This is a genomic window from Streptomyces albofaciens JCM 4342, assembly GCF_008634025.1.
GTDB classification, from domain to species: Bacteria; Actinomycetota; Actinomycetes; order Streptomycetales; family Streptomycetaceae; genus Streptomyces; species Streptomyces albofaciens.
Window position 1 is genome coordinate 3204366 of record NZ_PDCM01000002.1, and the last position, 15289, is coordinate 3219654.

Here is a 15289-nt window from a genome sequence, read left to right on the forward strand (position 1 = left end):
GTGCGCGTGCCGGGCCGCCGGTGGCTCACTGCATGACGGCCATGGCCAAGGCGCGCCGGGCGCGCAGCGACGCCCGCTCGGCACGACGCTGCATGCGCCGTGCCGCGGCGAGGCGCTGGGCCCTGCGTTCGGACTCGGCCTCCTGCAAGCGCGCTTGCATTTGCGCGCGAGCCAGGGCTTCTGGGATGAGTTGCATTTCGAGGGTCCTGTTCTGACGCGACTCGATCGCGCCGGAGTTCACGGGTGCGGTGGTGTCGGTGAGGATGGGGTTCATCGGGTCCTGCTTCTGGGGGTCCCGCTTGGCGGGACGGTCGATCGTTCCGGTGCCGCTGGTGTACGCGCCGCGGATGTTCATGCCGCGACCGGGTTCTTGCGCGGACGGCCACGCGGACGCTTGCGGGGCACCACGACGCCCTGGACGAAGAGTTCGCCGCCCCAGACGCCCCACGGCTCACGACGGTCCTTGGCGCCGGCGAGACACGCCTCGCGCACCGGACAGGTCTGGCACAGGGACTTGGCGTACTCCACGTCGGCCGGGGTCTCGGCGAAGAAGACCTCCGGGTCGTAGGTACGGCACGGCACTGCGGCGCCGAGTCGGTCGATCTCGTCGTCGAGCTCGGTGAGGGGCAGCAAAGGGTTCTCCTGGGAGTCGGGCGGAGGGATCAGGTCGGTGGCGACGGACGGGGTGTGCGTCTGGAGTTGCACGGTGGTGTGTTCCTCGTCTGTTCGGCCCGGCTGGTGGCCGGGCGCATGGGTAAAACAAAAGGGCCGCGGATCCCGGTGTGGGTTCCGCGGCCCTGGAAGGTGCCGACCTGATCATGCCGATCAGGCTGGATCTCTCCAGGGTTCGTGCCCGCGGTGGGCCCACGTGTCCTGCTGCGTCTGGTACTGCTTCCGGGATTCGGCACCGTTGGTCGCCGCGCCGGCAAAGGCATGCGCATTCGCTGCCGGTGCCACTGCCGCTACTGCGGGTACCTGGGTCGGTCGCTCGTCACGCTTGGCCTCGGGCAGGAACGCCGAGGAAGCGGCACGGGAGACCTCGAAACCGGACAGCCGGCCGAAGCCGGACAGACCGGTGCCCAGCAGCGAGGCGCCAAGGGTGCAGGTGGCGACGACCGGACGATCGGTCACTTTCTGGGTCTTCATGAAGCTGATCACTGGTCTCGCCTCCTCTCGGCGTCTCGGCGGACCGGAGAATCCGGCCCGAGCTTGTTCAGTACAACACGAATGCAGCGGATCCCGAAAGGCCCGTTGTCTTCGTGCCTGTGAAGGCTATGGGGATGCGCTCCGCGCGCGCAAACTATTTTTCTGACGACTTTCCGGAGCTTCTTGCACCGCCCTCCGGAAGATCGTCCGGCGAGGGCCCGTCCACTGCCGGAACCAGCTCCTCACCTGCGCACAGTGCGAGGACGTCGGCCCCGAACCTGCCGAGCTTCCGTCCCCCCACACCAGGGATGACCGCGAGCTCCCCTTCGGTTCCCGGTACGGCCTCGGCAATCGCCATCAGGGTCTTGTCGGTGAAGACGCAGTACGCGGGCTGGCCCAGCTGCCGCGCCTGCTCGGCCCGCCAGTCGCGCAGCCGCTCGTACAGCGCCTCGTCGAGCTCGCTGGGGCAGTCGTCGCAGCGCATGAGCTTCATCTCGCCCGCGTCGGTCAGCGTCTTGCCGCAGACCCGGCAGCGCGCCGGGGAACGCTCGCGGCGCCTGCTCGCGCCCCGGACGCTGCCGCCGCCCCGCTCGATGCCGCCCGTGACGGCCGCGGCGGTACGGCGCCCGGCGGTGCCCGAGCCGGGCCGCAGACCGTCCAGGAAGCGGCTGGGCCGGCGGACCGCGCGGCCACCGGGAGAGCGGGACAGGGACCACGACAGGCCCAGGTGCCGCCGGGCCCGGGTCACGCCGACGTACAGCAGGCGGCGCTCCTCCTCCACCTGCTCGTCCGTCCTGGCGTAGGTGATCGGCATCATGCCCTCGGTCAGGCCGACCAGGAAGACGGCGTCCCACTCCAGGCCCTTGGCCGCGTGGAACGAGGCGAGCGTCACACCGTCGACCGTCGGCGCGTGCTGGGCGTTGGCCCGCTCGTCCAGCTCGGCGACCAGGTCGGCGAGGGTGGCCGTCGGCCGGGCCTTGGCGAAGTCCTCCGCGAGGCGGACCAGGGCGGCCAGCGACTCCCAGCGGTCCCGTACGGCGCCGGAGCCGGCCGGGGGCGTGCTCGTCCAGCCCATGTCGCTGAGCACCGCGCGCACCTCGGACGGGAGGTCCACGGCGTCGTCGAGGAGCGCGTCGTTGGCGCCGAAGCGGGCGGCGCCGCGCAGCTTGACGCCTGCCTCGCGGACCTCGGGCCGCTCGAAGAACCGCTCGGCACCACGGAGCTGGTACGGCACGCCGAGGTCGGCGAGGGCCTGCTCGTACACCTCGGACTGGGCGTTGATGCGGAAGAGGACCGCTATCTCGCTCGCCGGGACGCCGGAGGCGATCAGGTCGCGGATGCGGCGGGCGGTGCCCTCGGCCTCGGCGGGCTCGTCGCCGTACTCGACGTAGGTCGGCTCGGGGCCCGGGTCCCGCTGCGAGATCAGCTCCAGGCGGTGCTCGGCGGCGCGGCCGCGCGCCTGCGACAGCAGGCCGTTGGCGAGGTGCACGACCTGGGGGGTGGAGCGGTAGTCGCGGACCAGCTTGACGACCGTCGCGTTCGGGTGGCGGGTGCGGAAGTTCAGCAGGTGGTCGGGGGTGGCGCCGGTGAAGCTGTAGATCGTCTGGCTGGCGTCGCCGACGACGCAGAGGTTGTCGCGGTCGCCGAGCCACAGGTCGAGCAGCCGCTGCTGGAGCGGGCTGACGTCCTGGTACTCGTCCACGACGAAGTGCTGGTACTGGGCGCGGACCTGCTCGGCGATGTCGTGCCGGTCCTGGAGGACGCCGACGGTCAGCAGCAGGACGTCCTCGAAATCGATGGTTCCCCGGTCGCGCTTGAGCTGCTCGTACGTCCCGTAGATCTGTCCGATCTCGGCCGGGTCGCGGGGGGCCTCGCGGCCCGCCTTGTGGACGGCGGCCGGGTAGTCGGCGGGCACGGTCTGGGTGACCTTGGACCACTCGATCTCGCCCGTGACGTCGCGCAGCTCGTTGCGGTCCAGGCGGATGCGGCAGCGGGCGGCGGCCTCGGCGACCAGCTGGGCCTTGCGCTCCACGAGCCGGGGCAGCTCGCCGCCGACCGCCTTGGGCCAGAAGTACTGGAGCTGGCGCAGGGCGGCGGAGTGGAACGTACGGGCCTGGACGCCGCCCGCGCCGAGCTGGCGCAGCCGCCCGCGCATCTCCCCCGCCGCGCGGGCGGTGAACGTGACGGCGAGCACCGTGCCCGGCTGCAGGATGCCCGCACGGACGCCGTACGCGATCCGGTGGGTGATCGCGCGGGTCTTGCCCGTCCCGGCACCCGCCAGGACGCACACGGGGCCGTGCAGGGCCGTGGCGACCTCGCGCTGCTCGGGGTCGAGGCCGTCGAGCACCGCGTCGGCACCCTCGGGCGTGGCCGGGAACTGGGTCGCGGCCGCTGCCTGCGGGAAGAGAGTGGAGTCCGATGCTGCTGTCACACCGCAATGCTGCCAGGTCGGCCGAGGCGGCCGGGAAAGTTGTCCACAGCTGCCGCTGCGTGGTCATACGAATACGCGCGCCTACGGATGCGAAGCCGTACGCATACCGTTGTGCAACCGTACGCATGCGGAAGCGGCCCGATACGGACGGGAATGGTCCCGGACGGGCGGACGTTCTCCTACTGCAAACACGCCGAGCTTGAAGGAGCGCGAGGACCCATGGCGGGCACTGTGACGATGTACAGCACCACGTGGTGCGGCTACTGCCGTCGGCTGAAGAGCCAGATGGACCGCGAGGGAATCGCGTACACCGAGGTCAACATCGAGCAGGACCCCGAGTCCGCCGCCTTCGTCGAAAAGGCCAACGGCGGCAACCAGACCGTCCCGACGGTCCTCTTCCCCGACGGCTCCACCCTGACGAACCCGTCGCTGGCGCAGGTCAAGCAGGCACTCGGCGTCTGAGCCCCACCAGGGCACCGGGCGAGCCCCCGGTTCACACGGGCGGATCCCGGTTCACGCGGGCGGACCCCCGGTCGTTTCGGCCGGGGGTTCCGTCGTGTCCGGGCCGCCTCCTGGTCAGTCCGGCACGCGGCTGTACCGCTCCAGCGCTTCCTTCGACGTGGACGCGTCCTTGAAGGTCAGCTCCCAGGGGCCGGTGTTCACGTCGAAGTCCTTGCCGAAGCCGACCCACTTCCCGGCCATGCGCCGGCCGGTCGGCTCGGCGAGCAGTTGGACGGCGCCGTGGTAGCGGGCGCCGGCGTAGTAGCCGTCCGTCGCGGTCTGTTCCACCCAGGTGCCCGTGACGACGTTGCCGTCCACCGTGAGGTCCACGGACAGGTGCGAGCAATGCCAAACGTGCGAAGCGCTGAAGGCCCTCGAAGCGGAGGGGCGGGTGTGCCGGGACCCGTCGATGGAGGTGGACGCTCGGGTGCGGTATCGGCGGCATGTGCGGGAGGCGCATCGGCGGGAGGTTCCGTTGCCGTCGTGAGGGGCGGGGATGTTGTTCCGCCGTGTCCGTTCGCCTGCGCGCTGTGTGTGGCCAAGGGCAGGCAGTGACGGGGGACGCCGCCTCCGAGGGGCAGGCCGGGGCCTCGCCAGGCCCCGGCCCCGGCGTCGTCACGGCTTGGGCAGCGGCTTTCCGTACCACAGCTCGATCAGGCGGGCCGCGATGGAGATGCCGTACGGGGGCAGGACCTCGCCGGATTCGAAGGCGGCCTTCAGGTCCTCGCGGGAGAACCAGCGGGCCTCCTCGATCTCCTCGCCGTCGACCTGGATCTCGGAGGACGTGGCGCGGGCCATGAAGCCGAGCATCAGGCTGGAGGGGAAGGGCCAGGGCTGGCTCGCGACGTATTCGACGTCGCCGACGACCACGCCCGCCTCCTCGTAGACCTCGCGGGCCACCGACTGCTCGATGGACTCGCCGGGCTCCACGAAGCCGGCCAGGGTGGAGAAGCGGCCTTCGGGCCAGTGGACCTGGCGGCCGAGCAGGGCGCGGTCCTCCTCGTCCGTGACGAGCATGATCACGGCCGGGTCGGTGCGCGGGTAGTGCTCGGCGCCGCAGGCGGGGCAGCGGCGGATGTGGCCGGCCGCGGCGATCACGGTGCGTTCGCCGCAGCGCGAGCAGAAGCGGTGCAGGCGCTGCCAGTTCTCCAGGGCGACGGCGTGGACGAGCAGGCCGGCGTCGCGCGGTGAGAGCAGCAGGCCCGCCTCGCGCAGGCCGGCGGGGCGCGCGGACTGGTCCATGCGGCCCGGCAGCGCGTCCTTCTGGAGCGCGAAGTAGCGCACGCCGTCCTCGTCGGTACCGAGGAAGTAGCGGTGGGTCTCGGTGAGCGGCGCCTCGAAGGAGGGCGTCATGACCAGTTCCGTACGCCCGTCCGGGGTGTCGTCGACCAGTGCCTGGCCGCCGGAGACCACGAAGACGCGCGTCGTCGGGTGGCTCCAGGCCGCCGCGAGCCAGGCCTCGTCGAGGCGGTGGTGGGCGGCGCGGTCGATGCCGCTCGGCGCGCTGAAGGTGATCGGCCGGTCGGCGCTGTGGTCGGTCCAGGTGGTCACTGCGGTTTCCAACTCCCCCTATGGCGTGGGTGATTGCCGTGGTTGCCCTGCTTGTCGCGAACGCCGTGGCCGCCGTGGCCGCCGCGTACGGGTGCGGGCGCCGGGCGGGCGGCGGTTCGAGCCGTACGGATGGCGGTACGACCGTACGGGCGGCCGGGCCGGCCGTACGGGCAGACGCGCGAGCCGTACGGGCAGACGCCGGGCCAGTCGCACGGGTGGCCAGGCGCACCGTACGGACGGCCGATCCTGCCGTACGGGCGGCGCGGTGGTACGGGTGCGGCCTCGCACGCGGCCCCCGTGCCGGTCACGCGTCGCGCCGTCCGGGGCACGGGCACGGGCGCCGTCGCGGCGCGGTCACCGGTCAAGCCACGCGCCAGTTCTCCGCCAGGTCGCCCCACAGGTGCGCGGCGGTTTCGACGCCCTTCATCAGCAGGTCCAGTTCGACCTTCTCGTTCGGGGCGTGCCAGCCGTCCGAGGGGATGGATATGCCGAGGAAGAGGACCGGGACGCCGAGGACGTCCTGGAGGTCGGCGGCCGGTCCCGAGCCGCCCTCGCGGGTGAAGCGGATCTTCTGGTTGAAGGCACGGCCCATGGCCCGTACGACGGACTGGAGGGCGGGGTGGTCGAGCGGGGTCAGGCAGGGGCGGGTGGCGCCCCAGAAGGTGATCTCGTGGCGGATGCCGTCGGGCAGGCGGGCGGCGACCCAGTCCCGTACGGACTGCTGGACGGCGGCCGCGTCCTGGCCCGCCACCAGGCGGAAAGACAGCTTCAGCTGCGCGGCGGACGGCACGATGGTCTTGCCGCCGGGGCCCTGGTAGCCGCCGCCGATGCCGTTGACCTCGGCGGTGGGGCGGGCCCAGATGCGCTCCAGGGTGCTGTGGTCGGCCTCGCCGAGCGCGGCGTGGGAGTGGGCCGTGCGCAGCCAGCCGGCCTCGTCGAAGGGCAGCTCGGCGAAGAGCTCGCGCTCGCGGTCGGTCAGCTCGACGACGCCGTCGTAGAAGCCGGGGATCGCCACCCGGCGGTCGTCGTCGTGCAGCGCGGCGGCCAGGCGGGCGGCCTCGGTGGCCGGGTTGGGCACCGCGCCGCCGAAGGAACCGGAGTGGATGTCCTGGTCGGGGCCGTACAGGTCGATCTGGCAGTCCGTGAGGCCGCGCATGCCGGTGCAGACGGTCGGGGTGTCCTTGGACCACATGCCCGTGTCGGAGACGATCACCGCGTCGCAGGCCAGGCGGTCCGCGTGCTTGGTGATCAGGGCGGGGAAGTTCGGGGAGCCGGACTCCTCCTCGCCCTCGATGAGGAGCTTGAGGTTGACGGCGGGCGCGGTGCGGCCGGTCGCGGCCAGGTGGGCGCGCACGCCGAGGGTGTGGAAGAACACCTGGCCCTTGTCGTCGGCCGCGCCGCGGGCGTACAGCTTGCCGTCGATGGTCTGCGGCTCGAACGGGTCGGTGTGCCAGCCGTCCTCGCGGGTGGCGGGCTGCACGTCGTGGTGGCCGTACACGAGAACCGTGGGGGCCGTCGGGTCCCCGGAGGACCACTCGGCGAAGACCGCGGGCGCACCGTCCGTCTCCCAGATCTCGGCGGTCGGGAAGCCGGTCGCGGTGAGCCGGCCGGCCAGCCACTCGGCGCTGCGGCGCACGTCGGCGGCGCGCTCCGGGTCCGCGGACACGGAGGGGATGCGCAGCCAGGCGGCGAGGTCGCCGAGGAACTCTTCGCGGTGGACGTTGATGTACGCGCGGACGGCGCTGTCCGAGGTGGTGCTCATGAGTCCGAGCCTATCCGGCTCGCGGGCGCGGTCCGCCGCCGGTCTCGACGATCTTGTCACCTCTGCCCTCCTCCCGCTCCGTCCTTCTCGGCGGCGGCGGTCGGGTCGTCCTCGCCCAGCAGGATGCGCTCCAGCCCGGCGCGGTCGGGCAGCCCCTGGGGGCGGACGGTCTCACCGCTGCGTACGTAAAGGAACGCGGCGTCCACGGCGGACAGGGGCAGGCCGTGCTGCTCGGCCCAGGCCACCCGGTAGAGAGCGAGTTGCAGCGGGTCGGCGGTCTGCGCGTGGTGGGTCTTCCAGTCGATGATCTCGTACCGGTCGCCCTCCGGGCCGCGGGTGCGGTAGACGGCGTCGATACGGCCGCGTACCACCCGGCCCGCGAGGGTGAGCTGGACGGGGACCTCGATGCGGTACGGGGTGCGCCGGGCGTACGGGGTGCGGGCGAACGCCTCCTTGAGGGCTTCGAGGTCGTCCTCGTCCGCGATCGGCTCCGCCTCCCCGGCGGCGTCCTGGGCGCGGGCCTCATGGCCGTACGCGCCGCCCGGCAGCTCGTCCGGGCCGAGCACGGGCAGCGTCAGCTCCTCGAAGCGGGACTCCACCCAGGCGTGGAAGCGCGTACCGCGGCGGGCGGCGGGGCGGGGCGGGTGCGGCATGGGCCGCGCCAGCTCCCGGGTGAAGCCGTCCGGGTCGGCGGCCAGCCACAGGAGCTGGGAGGCGCTGAGCGAGGACGGCAGGGGCACGTCGCGGACGGTGGCGCGGGCCCGGCGCAGTTCGTCGGCGAGCGCGTCGAGATCGCGGTCCCAGGAGGCGACGGTGCGCTGCTCCTCGGGGAGGAGGGCGGGGGGCGGGGCGGGGGTTCCGGGGTGGTGGGCCGGGGCCGCGTGGGGGCCGGGGGCCGGCTGGGGGCCGGGGGCCGGCTGGGGGCCGGGGGTCGGCTGGGAGGCGGGCCGCGGCGGTGCTTCACGGGCCGGGGTCTCCCGGGCGGGGGTCTCCGGGGCGGGGGCCTCCCGGGCGGGGGCCTGGGCCGGTACGTGAGCACGCTCACGCCCGGGGCGCTCGGAACTCCAGGCGTCCCAGTCGGCCAGGTCGTGTTCCGTGCCGGGCTCGTGGAGGTCGTGGATATCGATGGCGTCCTGGAAGGCGTTCGCGGAGGTGTCCGCGGAATCGCCCTCGAAGGCGTACGCGTCGGTGTTGGCATCGGTACCGGTGTTGGCATCGGTACCGGTGTCGGTATCTGTACCGGTGTCGGCATCGGCATCGGCATACGGATCGTCCACGGGATGCGCGGGCCACTCCGGGTCCTCGGCGGGCGACAGGCGGCCGGGCCCGGCGGCGGCCCCAGCCGTCCAACCGGGCAAGACCTGCGCGGGCGACCCCTGCGCGGGCACCCCCTGCCCCGGCACCGAGCCACCCCCCGGCCCCACCGCCGGATGCGGAGCATCGTGCGCGGCGGCCGCCTCCGCCCCATCGGGCGCGGTCGCATGCGGCGGCGCGGCGCCCGCGGCGTCGGCCGTCATGCCGTCCAGATACGCCCGTACCGTCGCGGCAGCCGCGCGCCGGCGCTCCGTCGCCACGGCGTCGAGTGGCAGCGGCCACTCCAGCTCCGCTTCGGCCTCCTTGAGCGACGGGTTCTCCGCGCCCTCCTCGGGGGGGTCGGCCCACTCCTCGATCTCGCCGTGGCCCGCCTCGCAGTGCGCCCGCAGCGCCTCCAGGAAGGCGGACGGGCCGCGTGGCTGCTTCTGGTCGGGGCCCCACCAGTGGCCGGAGCCGAGCAGCAGGGAGCGCGGGCGGGTGAAGGTCACGTAGCCGAGGCGCAGTTCCTCGACCGACTGGTGTTCCTTCATCGCCTCCTTGAAGGACTTCACACCGCGGCTGCTCCAGTCGTCCACGTCCGGCAGCGTCGCGGCGTCGCCACGCAGGGCGTGCGGGAGGACCTTGGACTGGGTGAGCCAGGAGTCGCGGGACTGCTCGCTGGGGAACTGCTTGCCGACCAGGCCGGGGACCGCGACCACGTCCCACTCCAGGCCCTTGGACTTGTGGGCGGTCAGCACCTTGACGGTGTTCTCGCCGCCCGGCAGGGAGCTGTCCAGGCCCTTCTCGTGCTGGACGGCCGTGCGCAGGAAGCCCAGGAAGGCCAGCAGCGTCGCGTCGCCGTCCAGGGCCGCGCCGCCCTGCTTGGCGGCGAAGCCGGCGGCGATGTCCAGGAATGTGCTCAGGGTCTCCCGGCGGCGGGCCGCCAGCGCGCGCGGGGACGCGGACAGCTCGACCTCCAGGCCGGTGACGGTCAGCACCCGGTGCAGTACGTCCATCAGCGGGTCGCCCAAGGAGCGCCGCAGCTCGCGCAGCTCGCGCGCCAGGTAGGCGAACCGGACGCGTGCCTCGGGGGAGAACGGCAGGCCGTCGTCGTGGCCGTCCGACTCCAGGAACGTGTCGAGCGCGTCGGCGAGCGAGATCGTCTCGGCCGGGTCCACGCCCTCCACGGCCTCGGCCAGGCGCCGTTCGGGGTCCTCGGACTGGCCGTCCCGGTGGACGAGCAGCCGTGCGCGGCGGCCCAGGAGGGCCAGGTCACGGGGGCCGATGCGCCAGCGCGGGCCGATCAGGAGCCGTACCAGGGCGGCGTTGGCCGTGGGGTCCTGGAGGACCTCGCACACCGCCACCAGGTCGGCGATCTCCGGCAGGTGCAGCAGCCCGGACAGGCCGACGACCTCCACCGGGACCTCCCGCGCGACCAGCTCGCCCTGGATGCGGGCGAAGTCGCCAGCCGTACGGCACAGGACGGCGATCTCGCCGGGCGGGGTGCCCGTGCGCACCAGGTGGGCGATGCGGTCGGCGAGCCAGGTCATCTCCTCCGCGTGGGTGGGCAGCAGCGCGCAGCGCACCACGCCGTCGCGCTCGGCGCCCGGCGCCGGGCGCAGCGCCTCGACGCCCTCGTGCATGCCGCGCAGCGGCTCGGCGAGGCCGTTGGCCAGGTCGAGGAGGCGGCCGCCGCTGCGGCGGTTCTGGCTGAGGGCGGCGCGGCGGGCCGGGGTGCCGTCCTCGAAGGGGAAGTGCGCGGGGAAGTCGTCCAGGTTGGCGACGGAGGCGCCGCGCCATCCGTAGATGGCCTGGCAGGGGTCGCCGACGGCGGTCACGGCATGGCCCGTGCCACCCCCGAACAGGCCGGACAGCATGATCCGCTGGGCTACGGAGGTGTCCTGGTACTCGTCCAGGAGGACGACCCGGAACTCCTCGCGCAGCAGCTCGCCCACCTCGGGACGGGTCGTCGCGAGCGTCGCCGACAGGGCGATCTGGTCGCCGAAGTCCAGCAGCTCGCGCCGCCGCTTCTGTTCACGGTACGACTCGACCAGCTCCAGCAGCTCCAGGCGGCCGCGGGCCGTCTCGGGCACCTTGCGCAGATCGGCGTTGGAGAGCTTGACCTGGTCGAGGGCGGCCAGCAGCTCGGTGTCGTACGCCCGCAGCCGGTCCGGCTCCACCAGGTGCTCGGCCAGCTCGCCGTCGAGCGCGAGCAGGTCCTCGACCAGGGTGGGCAGCGACTTCGTCAGCGCCGGATACGGGCCCGGCGCGGTGCGCAGCACCCGGGCGGCCAGCTGGAAGCGCGTCGCGTCCGCGAGCAGGCGGGCGCTGGGCTCCAGGCCGATGCGCAGGCCGTGGTCCTTGAGGAGCTGGCCCGCGAAGGAGTGGTACGTCGAGATGCGGGGCTCACCGGGGTCGCCCTCGGCGCCGGCCGGGGCGGCGGCCCCCTGGGCGGGAACGCCGAACGGATCGGCCGGCTCCGTCACCCCCGCCGCGGCCAGGGCCTTGCGGACCCGCTCGGCCAGCTCGCCCGCCGCCTTGTTCGTGAACGTCAGCCCGAGCACCTGCTCCGGGGCGACCTGGCCCGTGCCGACCAGCCACACCACGCGCGCGGCCATGACCGTGGTCTTGCCGGAACCGGCGCCGGCCACGATGACCTGCGGGGCGGGCGGTGCGGTGATGCAGGCCGTCTGCTCCGGGGTGAACGGGATGCCGAGGAGCTCCTTGAGCTGCTCGGGGTCGGTGATACGCGCTGACACATCCGAGACCGTATCGGCCCCCACTGACAATCGCGGCAAAACCCAGCTGAGCGGGCCGGTGGGGCGAGGGGAGTCCCGTGTCACTCCACCACGTGCTGTCCCTCCGGCAGTGCCGAGCAGGAGTTGCGGAACGTGCAGTGGGTGCAGTGCCGGCCGGTGGTGGGGGTGAAGCGCTCCTCCAGGACCCGGCCGGCGGCGGTGGCGAGCAGTTCGCCCACCCAGTCCCCGGTCAGCGGCCCCTGCGCCTGGACGGCGGGGAGCGCGTCCCCGCCCTCCTTCTGGGGCGCGCCCAGCCTCAGGTGGACGAGTTCCGCGCCGCCCGGCTCCGGCCGCCGCCCCTCGAAGACGGCGTCCACCGCGCCCTCCCGTACCGCGAGCTGGTACACCGCGAGCTGCGGGTGGCGGGCGACCTCCGGGCCGGTCGGCTTCTGTTTGCCGGTCTTGAAGTCGACGACGTACGCCCGGCCCTCCGCGTCCCGCTCGACGCGGTCCATGCTCCCCCGGATACGGACCGCGTACTCGCCCGCTTCGAGGGTGACGTCGAAGCCGTGCTCGGTCGCGACGGTCTCGCGGCCCAGCGTGCCGCGCTCCATCACGTGCCAGCGCAGGAAGCGTTCCAGGGCGGCGCGCGCGTTGTCCTTCTCCTGCCGCGACTTCCAGGGCGCGTCGAAGGCGAGCGCGTCCCAGACCGAGTCCAGGCGCTCCATCAGGACGGACAGGTCGGCGGGCGTACGGCCGGAGGCGACCTCGTCGGCGAGTACGTGGACGACGTTGCCGAAGCCCTGGGCAGCGGTCGCGGGGGTGTCCGCCTTCACCTCGCGCCCGAGGAACCACTGGAGCGCGCAGGTGTTGGCGAGCTGGTCCAGCGCGCTGCCGGAGAGCGTCACGGGGCGGTCGCGGTCGCGCAGCGGTACGGCGCTGTGCGTCGGCTCGTACAGGCCCCACCACTGGTCGGGGTGGGCGGCCGGCACCAGCGGCTGGCCGTCGTCGTCGCGCAGCGCGGCCAGCTTCGCCAGCCGCTGCGCGGCGGCCTCGCGCAGCGCCGGAGTGGCCTGCGGGTCCACGGTGGTGGCCCGCAGCTCGGCCACCAGCGCGGCGACCGACAGCGGGCGGCGGGGGCGCCCGGTGACGTCCCGCGGCTCCACGCCCAGCTCGGTCAGGAAGCGGGACGGCTGGTCGCCGTCGTCGGACGCGGCCTTGACGGCGGTGACCACCAGGCGCTCGCGGGCGCGGGTCGCCGCCACGTAGAACAGCCGGCGCTCCTCGGTGAGCAGCGCGCCCGGGGGCAGCGGCTCGGCCAGCCCGTCCCGGCCGATCCGGTCCGCCTCCAGGAGCGAGCCACGGCGGCGCAGGTCCGGCCAGAGCCCTTCCTGTACGCCCGCGACGATCACGAGCCGCCACTCCAGGCCCTTGGAGCGGTGCGCGGTCATCAGGCGCACGGCGTCGGGGCGCACGGTCCGGCGGGTCAGGGTGTCGGCGGCGATGTCCTGGGCGTCCAGCTCCTCCAGGAAGTTGAGCGCGCCCCGGCCGCCGGTACGGGCTTCCGCACGGGCGGCGGTCTCGAACAGCGCCACCACGGCGTCCAGATCACGGTCGGCGTTGCGGGCCGCCGCGCCACCGCGCCGGGCGGTCCGCTCCAGCCGCTGCGACCAGGTGGGCGTGCCGTCCCACAGCGTCCACAGGGCTTCTTCGGCGGTGCCGCCGCGGGCCAGCAGGTCGCGGGTGGTGCGCAGCAGCTCACCGAGGTGCCGGGCGCCCTGCGCGTACGCCGGATCGTGCGCGACCAGGCGCTCCGGCTCGGCGAGCGCCCGCGCGATCAGCTGGTCGGAGGGTGCCGGTACGTCGTGCCCGGCCGCCCGCTCCTCCTCGCGCAGCGCCCGGCCCAGCCGGCGCAGGTCGGCGGCGTCCATGCCGCCGAGAGGGGAGGTGAGCAGTTCGATGGCCGTCTCGGCGGAGAGCCCGTGCACCGCCTCGGTGGGCTCACCGGCGGGTGCGGGGGCGTCATCGGCGGGTACGGGCGCGTCTTCGGTGAGCGCGTCATCGGCGGGCCCGTCTTCGGCGAGCGCGTCTCCGGCAGGCCCGTCTTGGGTGGGCCCGTCTCCGGCAGGCCCGTCTTCCGTGGGCCCGTCTCCGGCAGGCCCGTCTTCCGTGAGCCCGTCTTCCGTGAGCGCCTCTTCCGCGAGCCCGTCTTCGGCGGACGCGAACGCCGTCACCGCCGAAGGCTCTCCGGTCACCGCCGAAGCCGCCACCCGCAGCGCCGTGAGCAGCGGTGCCACCGCCGGTTCCCGGCGCAGCGGCAGGTCGTCGCCGTCGATCTCCAGGGGGACGCCGGCCGAGGTCAGCGCCCGGCGCACGCCGGGGATGGAGCGGGCGCCGGCGCGTACGAGGACGGCCATGTCACGCCACGGCACGCCGTCCTCCAGGTGCGCGCGGCGCAGGATGTCGGCGATGTTGTCCAGCTCGGCGCCCGGCGTCGGATACGTATAGACCTCGACGCGGCCCCCGTCCCGTACCGCCGCGAGGTCGCGGTGCTCCCGTACCTTCCGCGCGGGCAGCCGGGTCAGCGGCATACGGGAAGTGAGGCGCCGGGTGGCCGCCAGGAGGGCCGCACTCGAACGGCGGGAGGTGCCGAGTACCTCCACCGGCGCCGGATCGCCACCCGTACGAGGGAACATCAGCGGGAAATCGAGGATGCCGTTGACGTCGGCGCCGCGGAACGCGTAGATCGACTGGTCCGGGTCGCCGAAGGCCACGAGCGTACGGCCACCGCCGGCCAGCGCGCGCAGCAGCCGTATCTGCGAGGCGTCCGTGTCCTGGTACTCGTCCACGAACACCGCGTCGTAGCGCGCCGCCAGCTCCGCGGCGACCTCGTCGCGCTCTGCGAGCAGCACCGCCCGGTGCACCAGTTCGGCGTAGTCGAGCACGCCCTGCGCGTCCAGCACGTCCAGGTACTCCGCGAGGAAGGCGGCCGCCGCCCCCCAGTCGGGCCGCCCGGTGCGCCGCGCGAAGTCGGCAAGCGCTTCCGGGCCCAGCCCCAGTTCGCGGCTGCGCGCGAGCACCGCGCGCACCTCGTCGGCGAAGCCGCGCGTCGTCAGGCAGGCCCGCAGTTCGTCCGGCCAGCGCACCCGGGCCCGCCCGGCGGCCGCCAGTCCGGCCTGTCCTTCGAGCAGCTCGCGCACGACGAGGTCCTGCTCGGGTCCGGACAGCAGGCGCAGCGGGTCGGCGAAGAGGTCGGCGTCCTGGTGGGCCCGAACGAGCGCGTAGCAGTACGAGTGGAAGGTGGTGGCCTGCGGGGCGGCGGCGCTGCCCAGGCGCGCGGCGATCCGGTCCCGCAGTTCGACGGCGGCCTTGCGGCTGAAGGTCAGCACCAGCAGCCGCTCGGGGTCGGCGCCGTCCCGTACCCGCCGGGCCACCGCCTCCACGAGGGTCGTGGTCTTGCCCGTACCGGGCCCCGCGAGGACCAGCAGCGGCCCGGCGCGGTGGTCAACCACGGCGCGCTGGCGTGCGTCCAAAGCAGGAGGGTCCGCCGGTCCCGGCCGGGTACGCACCAGTCGGTACGCGCCGGAGGCATCCCGCCGCGCCGCTCGTCGGCGCGGCTGCGCGGACGGCACGGCCGAGGCCGAGAAGGAGGAACTCACGTGGATCGCCGGTCCTGGGAGGAGGTGCTGGTCGTGGTGCGCACCGCGGTGCGGCGCGGGCCGGTGCGGCCACCGCGCCGGACGCCGGGCGGCGGGGCGGTGGTGCGGGCCGTGCCCGACGCTACGCCAGGCGGCGCACGAGCCGCAGCGCGTCCCACGACGGTACCCGGGGCCGGGGTGCGGATGCGGAGGCCCGTGCCGGACGTGC

General features: G+C 73.9%; 9 protein-coding genes and 1 pseudogene. 1 reads left to right on the forward strand and 9 read right to left on the reverse strand.

Going from position 1 to position 15289, the window contains the following annotated elements; translation table 11 throughout:
* Positions 1-25 precede the first annotated feature (25 nt).
* The 4 genes from CP973_RS33825 to CP973_RS33840 form a co-directional block, all read right to left on the reverse strand.
* Positions 26-355: a hypothetical protein gene (locus CP973_RS33825; protein WP_150247636.1), complete on the reverse strand. Its 330-nt coding sequence runs from the start codon at positions 353-355 to the stop codon at positions 26-28.
* Positions 352-705, reverse strand: a complete 354-nt coding sequence (locus CP973_RS33830; protein ID WP_030587324.1) for a WhiB family transcriptional regulator — start codon at positions 703-705, stop codon at positions 352-354. Before CP973_RS33830 ends, CP973_RS33825 begins: the two co-directional genes overlap by 4 nt.
* A 120-nt stretch (positions 706-825) precedes the next feature.
* Positions 826-1158 (reverse strand): hypothetical protein, encoded by a 333-nt coding sequence (locus CP973_RS33835; protein WP_150247638.1) that lies wholly within the window; start codon positions 1156-1158, stop codon positions 826-828.
* A gap of 142 nt (positions 1159-1300) precedes the next feature.
* Positions 1301-3577 (reverse strand): ATP-dependent DNA helicase UvrD2, encoded by a 2277-nt coding sequence (locus tag CP973_RS33840; protein ID WP_150247640.1) that lies wholly within the window; start codon positions 3575-3577, stop codon positions 1301-1303.
* A 219-nt stretch (positions 3578-3796) separates the two neighbouring features.
* Between CP973_RS33840 and CP973_RS33845 the strand changes: the two genes are divergently transcribed.
* Positions 3797-4039, forward strand: coding sequence for a mycoredoxin (locus tag CP973_RS33845; protein ID WP_150247642.1), 243 nt, complete (start codon positions 3797-3799; stop codon positions 4037-4039).
* 114 nt (positions 4040-4153) lie between these two features.
* Here the strand turns inward: CP973_RS33845 and CP973_RS33850 are convergent.
* The 5 genes and pseudogenes from CP973_RS33850 to CP973_RS33870 all read right to left on the reverse strand — a co-directional run.
* Positions 4154-4420: pseudogene (locus tag CP973_RS33850) on the reverse strand (XRE family transcriptional regulator); the annotation flags it as partial.
* A 273-nt stretch (positions 4421-4693) separates the two neighbouring features.
* The gene (nudC, locus tag CP973_RS33855) at positions 4694-5629 is read right to left on the reverse strand and encodes an NAD(+) diphosphatase (protein WP_150247644.1); all 936 of its coding nucleotides are present in this window, start codon (positions 5627-5629) and stop codon (positions 4694-4696) included.
* Between the two features lie 361 nt (positions 5630-5990).
* Entirely contained in the window at positions 5991-7391 is a 1401-nt protein-coding gene (locus CP973_RS33860) for a dipeptidase (protein ID WP_150247646.1), read from the reverse strand.
* 56 nt (positions 7392-7447) lie between these two features.
* Positions 7448-11443: an ATP-dependent DNA helicase gene (locus tag CP973_RS33865; RefSeq protein ID WP_150247648.1), complete on the reverse strand. Its 3996-nt coding sequence runs from the start codon at positions 11441-11443 to the stop codon at positions 7448-7450.
* An 80-nt stretch (positions 11444-11523) separates the two neighbouring features.
* The gene (locus tag CP973_RS33870; RefSeq protein ID WP_150250667.1) at positions 11524-15054 is read right to left on the reverse strand and encodes an ATP-dependent helicase; all 3531 of its coding nucleotides are present in this window, start codon (positions 15052-15054) and stop codon (positions 11524-11526) included.
* Between the last annotated feature and the right edge of the window lie 235 nt (positions 15055-15289).